8 protein-coding genes, 3 tRNA genes and 1 pseudogene are annotated in these 8,350 nt (G+C 52.1%); 11 read left to right on the top strand and 1 reads right to left on the bottom strand.

Annotation, left to right across the window (positions count from 1 at the left end; genetic code table 11):
- The 5 genes and pseudogenes from RDN66_RS07030 to sdiA form a co-directional block, all read left to right on the top strand.
- Positions 1-293 (top strand): annotated as a pseudogene (locus RDN66_RS07030) (LexA family transcriptional regulator); the annotation flags it as partial.
- 256 nt (positions 294-549) lie between these two features.
- Entirely contained in the window at positions 550-1,536 is a 987-nt protein-coding gene (gene dcyD, locus RDN66_RS07025; RefSeq protein WP_202217713.1) for a D-cysteine desulfhydrase, read from the top strand.
- A gap of 13 nt (positions 1,537-1,549) precedes the next feature.
- On the top strand, positions 1,550-2,218 hold the full coding sequence (gene tcyL, locus RDN66_RS07020) for a cystine ABC transporter permease (protein ID WP_123652198.1): 669 nt from the start codon (positions 1,550-1,552) through the stop codon (positions 2,216-2,218).
- Complete coding sequence (tcyN, locus tag RDN66_RS07015; RefSeq protein ID WP_202217714.1) at positions 2,215-2,967, top strand: L-cystine ABC transporter ATP-binding protein TcyN; 753 nt, start codon at positions 2,215-2,217, stop codon at positions 2,965-2,967. Before tcyL ends, tcyN begins: the two co-directional genes overlap by 4 nt.
- Before the next feature lie 318 nt (positions 2,968-3,285).
- Positions 3,286-4,008, top strand: coding sequence for a transcriptional regulator SdiA (sdiA, locus tag RDN66_RS07010; protein ID WP_035894110.1), 723 nt, complete (start codon positions 3,286-3,288; stop codon positions 4,006-4,008).
- Positions 4,009-4,077: 69 nt separating this feature from the next.
- Here sdiA and RDN66_RS07005 read toward each other — a convergent pair whose 3' ends face one another.
- Positions 4,078-4,302 (bottom strand): DUF2594 family protein, encoded by a 225-nt coding sequence (locus RDN66_RS07005; protein ID WP_035894108.1) that lies wholly within the window; start codon positions 4,300-4,302, stop codon positions 4,078-4,080.
- 457 nt (positions 4,303-4,759) lie between these two features.
- Here RDN66_RS07005 and uvrY point away from each other — a divergent pair, with 457 nt between their 5' ends.
- The 6 genes from uvrY (at position 4,760) to RDN66_RS06975 (ending at position 8,288) form a co-directional block, all read left to right on the top strand.
- Complete coding sequence (gene uvrY, locus RDN66_RS07000) at positions 4,760-5,416, top strand: UvrY/SirA/GacA family response regulator transcription factor (protein WP_035894107.1); 657 nt, start codon at positions 4,760-4,762, stop codon at positions 5,414-5,416.
- Positions 5,413-7,245 carry an excinuclease ABC subunit UvrC gene (uvrC, locus tag RDN66_RS06995; RefSeq protein WP_270501831.1) on the top strand — a complete coding sequence of 611 codons (1,833 nt, stop codon included), beginning with the start codon at positions 5,413-5,415 and terminating at the stop codon, positions 7,243-7,245. Before uvrY ends, uvrC begins: the two co-directional genes overlap by 4 nt.
- Before the next feature lie 55 nt (positions 7,246-7,300).
- On the top strand, positions 7,301-7,849 hold the full coding sequence (gene pgsA, locus RDN66_RS06990; RefSeq protein ID WP_035894103.1) for a CDP-diacylglycerol--glycerol-3-phosphate 3-phosphatidyltransferase: 549 nt from the start codon (positions 7,301-7,303) through the stop codon (positions 7,847-7,849).
- A gap of 151 nt (positions 7,850-8,000) precedes the next feature.
- A tRNA-Gly gene (locus RDN66_RS06985) sits at positions 8,001-8,076 on the top strand.
- Positions 8,077-8,116: 40 nt separating this feature from the next.
- A tRNA-Cys gene (locus RDN66_RS06980) sits at positions 8,117-8,190 on the top strand.
- 11 nt (positions 8,191-8,201) lie between these two features.
- A tRNA-Leu gene (locus RDN66_RS06975) sits at positions 8,202-8,288 on the top strand.
- The last annotated feature ends 62 nt before the right edge of the window (positions 8,289-8,350 follow it).

Here is an 8,350-nt window from a genome sequence, read left to right as displayed (position 1 = left end):
CTGCGTGCTCGCATTTTCGGGAAGGAGTTTTACAAGGGGCTTTGCTGGTGGTCGACTCTTCGCTTTCTCCATTCGATGGTTCACTGCTTGTGTGTGCTATCGAAGGGGAATTCAGGATAAAGCGTTATCGCCTGCACCCGACCCCACATCTGATCAACCTGGAAAATGGGCGAAGAGAAGAGCTACCTGAAGATGAAGGGGGGTATACAGGGTCGCATCCTGTTTTTGGAGTAATTACGTACATCATCAACGATGCCAGAACGGGAGAGTTTGATGACTGTCCGGTGATGTGAGCGAATAAAAAGCTCGCTTAAATCTGGTCGGTGTGGGGCATCTATGGGGCAAAAAAGGCATATTTGGGGCATTTTGGGGCATGATTGGGACGTTATAACACATATGAACTTTACCGAATTTCATATGGCGTGTATGTTCAATGCATTGAATAACATAAAGAAAACACATGCTCTTGGGCGCTCTTTAGTGATTCATGAAAATAGGGCTACATTTTTTATTTAAGGCGCATAATAAAAACAAGACTAAGGAGATGCTATGTCACTGCAAAATTTAACCCGTTTCCCACGCCTGGAATTTATTGGCGCGCCGACGCCGCTGGAATATCTGCCGCGTTTCTCTGATTACATCGGGCGCGATATTTTTATCAAACGCGATGACGTCACCCCGATGGCGATGGGTGGGAACAAGCTGCGTAAGCTGGAATTCCTTGCCGCCGATGCGCTGCGCGAAGGCGCTGACACGCTGGTAACTGCCGGGGCGATTCAGTCTAACCATGTGCGCCAGACGGCGGCGGTGGCGGCGAAGCTCGGCCTGCACTGCGTGGCGCTACTGGAAAACCCAATGAGCACGACGGCGGAAAACTACCTCAGCAACGGCAACCGCCTGCTGCTGGATCTGTTCAACACGCAGGTTGAAATGTGCGATGCGCTGACCGACCCGAATGCGCAGCTCGCCGAGCTTGCCACGCGCCTTGAAGCGCAGGGTTTTCGTCCGTATGTGATCCCGGTAGGCGGTTCCAACGCGCTGGGTGCGCTGGGCTATGTTGAAAGTGCGCTGGAGATTGCCCAGCAGTGCGAAGGGGCGGTGTCTATTTCATCCGTGGTGGTGGCCTCCGGCAGCGCGGGGACGCACGCGGGTCTGGCGGTAGGGCTGGAACAGGTGATGCCAGAAGCCGAGCTGATTGGCGTGACGGTCTCGCGCAAAGTGGCGGATCAACTGCCGAAAGTGGTGACGCTCCAGCAGGAAATTGCCCGCAACCTCGAACTGACGGCGAAGGCCAATATTACGCTGTGGGATGACTATTTCGCGCCAGCCTACGGCATTCCTAACGATGACGGTATGGAAGCGGTGAAGCTGCTGGCACGGTTGGAAGGCATTCTGCTCGACCCGGTTTATACCGGCAAAGCGATGGCCGGGCTGATTGACGGCATTAATCAGAAGCGCTTTAAAGACGAAGGGCCGATTCTGTTTATCCATACCGGCGGTGCGCCTGCGCTCTTTGCCTATCATCCTCACATTTAAATAGAACGCGCTCATGCAAGAAAGTATTCAACTGGTTATCGACTCCGCGCCGTATCTGCTCAAAGGCGCGGTCTTCACGCTACAGCTTAGTATTGGCGGGATGTTCTTCGGCCTGATTCTGGGCTTTATTCTCGCGCTGATGCGCCTTTCGCCCATCGGCCCCATCCGCTGGCTGGCGCGCTGCTATATCTCGATTTTTCGCGGTACGCCGCTGATTGCGCAGCTGTTTATGATTTACTACGGTTTGCCGCAGTTTGGCATTGAATTGGATCCTATTCCCTCAGCGATGATTGGCCTGTCGCTTAACACGGCGGCCTATGCAGCAGAAACGCTGCGCGCGGCGATTTCGTCGATTGATAAGGGACAATGGGAAGCGGCGGCAAGTATTGGGATGACGCCATGGCAAACCATGCGTCGTGCGATTCTGCCGCAGGCTGCGCGCGTGGCGCTGCCGCCGCTGTCGAACAGCTTTATCAGTCTGGTGAAGGATACCTCTCTGGCGGCCACCATTCAGGTGCCGGAGCTGTTCCGCCAGGCGCAGCTGATTACCTCGCGTACCCTGGAAGTGTTCACCATGTATCTGGCCGCATCGCTGATTTACTGGGTGATGGCGACGGTGCTGTCGGCGCTGCAAAACTATTTTGAAAACCAGCTTAACCGCCAGGAGCGAGATCCAAAATGAGCGCAATTGAAGTCAAAAACCTGGTGAAGAAATTTCACGGCCAGACGGTGCTGTACGGGATCGATCTCGAAGTGAAAGAGGGTGAAGTGGTGGCGATTATCGGGCCGAGCGGCTCGGGAAAAACCACGCTGCTGCGCAGTATTAATCTACTGGAGGTGCCGGAAAGCGGGACGATCCGAGTCGGTGACATGACCATTGATACCGCGCGTCCGCTTAGCCAGCAGAAAGGGCTGATTCGCCGCCTTCGCCAGCACGTGGGTTTCGTTTTCCAGAACTTCAATTTATTCCCGCATCGAACGGTGCTGGAGAACATCATTGAAGGGCCGGTGATTGTGAAGGGCGAAGCCAAAGTGGAAGCCATTGCCAGAGCGCGCGAGCTGCTCGGCAAAGTGGGCCTGTCTGGCAAAGAAGAGAGCTACCCGCGTCGTCTCTCCGGCGGGCAGCAGCAGCGCGTTGCCATCGCTCGGGCGCTAGCGATGCGGCCTGACGTCATTCTGTTTGACGAGCCAACCTCCGCGTTAGACCCTGAACTGGTAGGTGAGGTGCTGAATACCATCCGTGCGCTGGCTGAAGAGAAGCGCACCATGGTTATCGTCACCCACGAAATGAGCTTTGCCCGCGATGTGGCTGACCGCGCCATCTTTATGGATCAGGGCCGCGTGGTCGAGCAGGGCGAAGCGAAAGCCCTGTTTGCCAACCCGCAGCAGGCGCGTACCCGGCAGTTCCTGGAAAAATTCCTCATGCAGTAACGTTAACCGCACGTGTTCATCGATAACATGAGCACGTGTGGAATGACTTATTTTTCATCGCAAATGATGAACGCGAGCGATTAGCGCCGTTTTAATGAAAAATTTTACTTAAGTGTGCTTAATCAATAGGTAGATTTTATGTCGCCTGTTAAACGTGAAAATAGCCTGGCAGCAGTCATTCTGCGTCATCCGTTGCAGAAATAGGGCAAATCAGGATTATTTTGCTGAAGCGTGATATTTTATACATATAAATAAGATTTATGTGTTAGGTTTCTGTATTCATAAATATGATTATTGATCAGGGGATTTCTCGTAGTCATGGGAGACGATGATTTTTTCAGCTGGCGGCGGGAAATGCTGCAACTTTTCCAGGCAGCCTCGGCAAGCGACCAGATATATGCGCTTTTACAGCAGCAAACCGAATATCTGGAATATGATTTCTTCGCCTTGTGCGTTCGCCATCCGGTACCTTTTACCCGGCCTAGAATATCGGTGTTCACCACCTATCCCGATGCCTGGATGTCGCATTATAAGTCGGCAAACTATATGGCTATCGATCCGGTACTGAAGCCGGATAACTTCTCACTGGGACATCTGCGCTGGAATGACGAGCTGTTCAGCGATGCTCAGGAATTGTGGAACGCTGCGCGTCATCACGGCCTGCAAACCGGTGCAACACAATGTCTGATGCTACCAAACCATGCTCATGGCTTCCTGTCGGTATCACGTAAGCGCGTGGCGCGTCATCCTCATGATGAAGATGAAATAGCGCTACGATTGCAAATATTGCTGGAAATGAGCCTGCTGGCATTATTACGCGTCGAAGACGAAATGGTGATGCCGCGGGAAATGAAATTCAGTAAACGGGAATTAGAAATTCTGAAATGGACGGCAGAAGGAAAAACGTCGGCGGAGATTTCGATTATTCTGGCTATTTCCGAGAATACGGTGAACTTCCATCAGAAGAACATGCAGAAAAAATTTAATGCGCCTAATAAAACGCAAATTGCCTGCTATGCGGCGGCGATTGGATTGATCTGACTCGTTCTTGCGTTCTGCGTGCCAGACGGCAAACCGGCTGTAAGCAGCGATGCTCCAGCCGGTTTAAGATTACTGGCGGTAAGCTTGTTTAATTTGCTTAACGGTGCTGGAAAATACGGCAGCCTGAGCTTCATCTTCTAACTGCGCAATTTGCTTTTCCATTTTAATAATCACACGTCCCGCGTCCGCTTGACCCATCGCTTGCAGCATCAGCGTCAGCATTGCCTTCAGGCAGGACAGCTCCTGGGCCAGATTTTGATTATTTTCTGCAGTGGAAAAATCAGGTGTGCTCATTTATTGCCTCGTACAATTTCTGCGCATTATGCGCGATCCGGATTATGAAAGCGGCGCAGTATACCACAAGCGGAGAGAAAAAAAGGAGTGCCTGTTTTTTGTGCGCTGCTCAGAGCTGATATTAATTATTATTTAAAGTTTTGAAGACAGTCAGTTAGCGACGAATTGTTTAAATATGGTTCCTTCGACGTTAATTGTTGTTACATATTATAGGGGCTAATTATCAAATATACGACAAAGCGCCTGTTTACTCCGTTTATTGCTGACGACATACTGATTTTGACGCAGGGCATCCTATTGTTTTTTAGGTCTTTCCAGCACCTGTACACGAATATTTCCAAAAACGAGATCGAAATCCATGCTCTGGCATTTTTAGACTTTCACAGTTGATATAAAACCCGGTAGTATGGGCAAATTAAGATGTAGTAGCGTTATCCCTATCCTGGAGATTATTCCTTTGATCAACGTCCTTCTTGTTGATGACCACGAACTGGTGCGCGCAGGGATACGACGCATTCTCGAAGATATAAAAGGCATTAGAGTGACCGGCGAAGCCAACTGTGGGGAAGATGCGGTGAAGTGGTGCCGTGCCAACCCGGTAGACGTTGTGCTGATGGATATGAATATGCCGGGCATCGGTGGCCTGGAAGCCACGCGTAAGATTGCGCGTTCCGCCGTCGACACCAAAGTCATCATGTTAACCGTACACACGGAAAACCCACTACCGGCAAAAGTCATGCAGGCGGGAGCCGCTGGCTATCTGAGTAAAGGTGCTGCGCCGCAGGAAGTGGTCAACGCCATTCGTTCCGTGTTCTCTGGGCAGCGTTATATTGCTTCGGATATCGCCCAGCAGATGGCGCTGAGTCAGATTGAGCCTGAAAAGACCGAATCACCTTTCGCCAGTTTGTCTGAACGTGAATTGCAGATTATGCTGATGATCACTAAAGGCCAGAAGGTGAATGAGATTTCAGAACAGTTGAGTCTGAGTCCTAAAACGGTCAACAGCTATCGCTATCGTATGTTTAGCAAATTGAACATACACGGCGACGTTGAGCTGACGCACCTGGCAATTCGCCATGGCCTTTGCAATGCGGAGTCGTTAGCAAGTCAGTGAGTGATGTTTTTGATTCAAAAGCCTTTCTGAAAACTGTAACCAGCCAGCCCGGCGTTTATCGTATGTATGATGCCGGCGGCACGGTTATTTACGTTGGCAAAGCCAAAGACCTCAAAAAACGCCTTTCCAGCTATTTTCGTGCCCAGGTGGCCTCCCGTAAAACGGAAGCGCTGGTGGCGCAGATTGCCCAGATTGATGTCACCGTTACCCATACCGAGACGGAAGCGCTGCTGCTTGAGCATAACTACATCAAGCTTTACCAGCCTCGCTATAACGTCCTGCTACGTGACGATAAGTCGTATCCCTTTATTTTCCTGAGCGGAGACACCCATCCGCGTCTGGCAACGCATCGCGGCGCAAAACACGCGAAAGGGGAGTATTTCGGACCTTTCCCGAACGGCTACGCAGTACGAGAAACGCTGGCGCTATTGCAAAAGATTTTCCCCATCCGCCAGTGCGAAAACAGCGTTTACCGAAACCGCTCACGTCCGTGCTTGCAGTACCAGATTGGTCGCTGCCTGGGGCCGTGCGTGAAGGGGCTGGTGAGCGAGGAAGAGTACGCGCAGCAGGTTGACTACGTGCGCCTGTTCCTCGCCGGGAAGGACGACCAGGTGCTGACGCAGCTGATTGCGCGCATGGAGAAAGCGAGCCAGGTGTTGGCGTTTGAAGAGGCCGCGCGCATTCGCGATCAGATTCAGGCCGTTCGTCGAGTGACGGAAAAACAGTTTGTCTCCAACAACGGTGATGATCTTGATGTGATTGGCGTCGCGTTTGAAGCGGGCATGGCCTGCGTCCACGTGTTGTTTATCCGCCAGGGCAAGGTGTTGGGGAGTCGCAGCTACTTCCCGAAAGTGCCAAACGATACTGAACTGGGCGAAGTGGTGGAAACCTTTGTTGGTCAGTTCTATTTCCAGGGCAGCCAGATGCGTACGCTGCCGGGCGAGATCCTGCTCGACTTCACGCTCAAAGATAAAACCCTGTTGGCTGATTCGTTATCGGAGCTGGCAGGCCGTCGGATTCAGGTGCAAACCAAACCGCGCGGCGATCGCGCTCGCTATCTGAAGCTGGCGCGAACCAACGCGGTGACGGCGCTGTCGACTAAACTTTCTCAGCAGTCTACCGTTCATCAACGTTTGCAGGCGCTCTCCGCCGAGCTTAAGCTGCCGGCCATCAAACGTATGGAATGTTTTGATATCAGCCACACCATGGGGGAACAAACCGTTGCCTCGTGCGTGGTGTTTGATGCCAACGGCCCACTGCGCGCGGAGTATCGTCGCTATAATATCACCGGGATCACCCCGGGCGATGACTATGCGGCGATGAACCAGGTTCTGCGCCGTCGCTATGGTAAAGCGATTGATGACAGCAAAATTCCTGACGTGATTTTGATAGACGGTGGGAAAGGGCAGCTAGGGCAGGCGAAAGCGGTATTTGCTGAGCTTAACGTGCCGTGGGATAAAAACCATCCGCTGCTGTTAGGCGTGGCAAAGGGTAGCGACCGTAAGGCCGGTCTTGAAACGCTGTTTTTTGAGCCGGAAGGTGAGGGCTTCAGCCTGCCGCCGGATTCACCGGCGCTGCACGTCATTCAGCATATTCGCGACGAATCACACGATCATGCAATTTCCGGGCACCGCAAGAAACGCGCTAAGGTTAAAAGCACCAGTTCGCTGGAGACTATCGAAGGCGTGGGGCCAAAACGCCGTCAGATGCTGCTCAAGTACATGGGTGGCCTACAAGGTTTGCAGCAGGCAAGCATTGAAGATATTGCAAAAGTGCCGGGAATCTCGGTCGGGCTCGCAGAAAAGATCTTCTACTCGTTGAAACATTAGGGGCTCTGTAGCAACATAGGGCTAATATTTACTGACAACAGATAGTTACCTCGCCATGCAATATAATATTCCTACATTGCTTACGTTGTTCCGCGTCATCCTGATTCCGTTTTTCGTGCTGGCGTTCTACCTTCCGTTCGTCTGGGCGCCTTTTGTTTGTGCGCTGATCTTCTTCATTGCAGCGGTAACCGACTGGTTCGATGGTTATCTTGCACGTCGCTGGAACCAAAGTACCCGTTTCGGTGCCTTCCTCGATCCGGTTGCGGATAAAGTGATGGTGGCGATTGCGATGGTGCTGGTGGCCGAACACTACCACACCTGGTGGGTGACCTTGCCGGCTGCGACCATGATTGCGCGCGAGATTATTATCTCTGCGCTGCGCGAGTGGATGGCCGAACTCGGTAAGCGCAGCAGCGTGGCCGTCTCCTGGATCGGTAAAGTAAAAACAACGGCGCAGATGGCTGCGCTGGTTTGGATGCTGTGGCGTCCAAATATCTGGGTTGAGTGGGCGGGTATCGCGTTATTCATGGTCGCAGCGGTGCTGACGCTGTGGTCAATGCTGCAATATTTGAACGCTGCACGCGGTGATTTGCTTCAAGAGTGATCGTTTCGGCGTAATTTTCAGCAAACGGCACAAAGTTGCGAAAAATACCGTTGACTCACCGCGTCAGATAAGTAGAATGCAACGCATCGAACGGCAGCACTGATTGCCAGACGATAGCAAAATCAAGTGGTTAGCAAATCAACTTGATAATGCGGGAATAGCTCAGTTGGTAGAGCACGACCTTGCCAAGGTCGGGGTCGCGAGTTCGAGTCTCGTTTCCCGCTCCAAATTAAAAGCATCGGCAATTGCGGGTGTTTAAGATTTAAAGGCGCGTTAGCAAAGCGGTTATGTAGCGGATTGCAAATCCGTCTAGTCCGGTTCGACTCCGGAACGCGCCTCCACTTTTTTCCCTGGCCGGATGGTGGAATCGGTAGACACAAGGGATTTAAAATCCCTCGGCGTTCGCGCTGTGTGGGTTCAAGTCCCACTCCGGCTACCATGGGAAACAGAAGAATAATCAAAGCAATAAGCAGTGTCGTGAAACCACCTACGGGTGGTTTT

This window comes from uncultured Kluyvera sp. (assembly GCF_902485085.1).
In the GTDB taxonomy this organism is placed as follows: Bacteria; Pseudomonadota; Gammaproteobacteria; order Enterobacterales; family Enterobacteriaceae; genus Kluyvera; species Kluyvera ascorbata.
The sequence above is the reverse complement of the archived record's forward strand: the minus strand, read 5'-3'. Positions and strand labels throughout refer to the sequence as shown.

What these genes read in the sequence shown, in the direction of transcription:
- pgsA (WP_035894103.1), top strand. Translation starts at nt 7,301, where the DNA reads ATGCAATATAATATTCCTACATTGCTTACGTTGTTCCGCGTCATCCTG.
- sdiA (WP_035894110.1), top strand. Translation starts at nt 3,286, where the DNA reads ATGGGAGACGATGATTTTTTCAGCTGGCGGCGGGAAATGCTGCAACTT.
- tcyL (WP_123652198.1), top strand. Translation starts at nt 1,550, where the DNA reads ATGCAAGAAAGTATTCAACTGGTTATCGACTCCGCGCCGTATCTGCTC.
- dcyD (WP_202217713.1), top strand. Translation starts at nt 550, where the DNA reads ATGTCACTGCAAAATTTAACCCGTTTCCCACGCCTGGAATTTATTGGC.
- tcyN (WP_202217714.1), top strand. Translation starts at nt 2,215, where the DNA reads ATGAGCGCAATTGAAGTCAAAAACCTGGTGAAGAAATTTCACGGCCAG.
- RDN66_RS07005 (WP_035894108.1), bottom strand. Translation starts at nt 4,302, where the DNA reads ATGAGCACACCTGATTTTTCCACTGCAGAAAATAATCAAAATCTGGCC.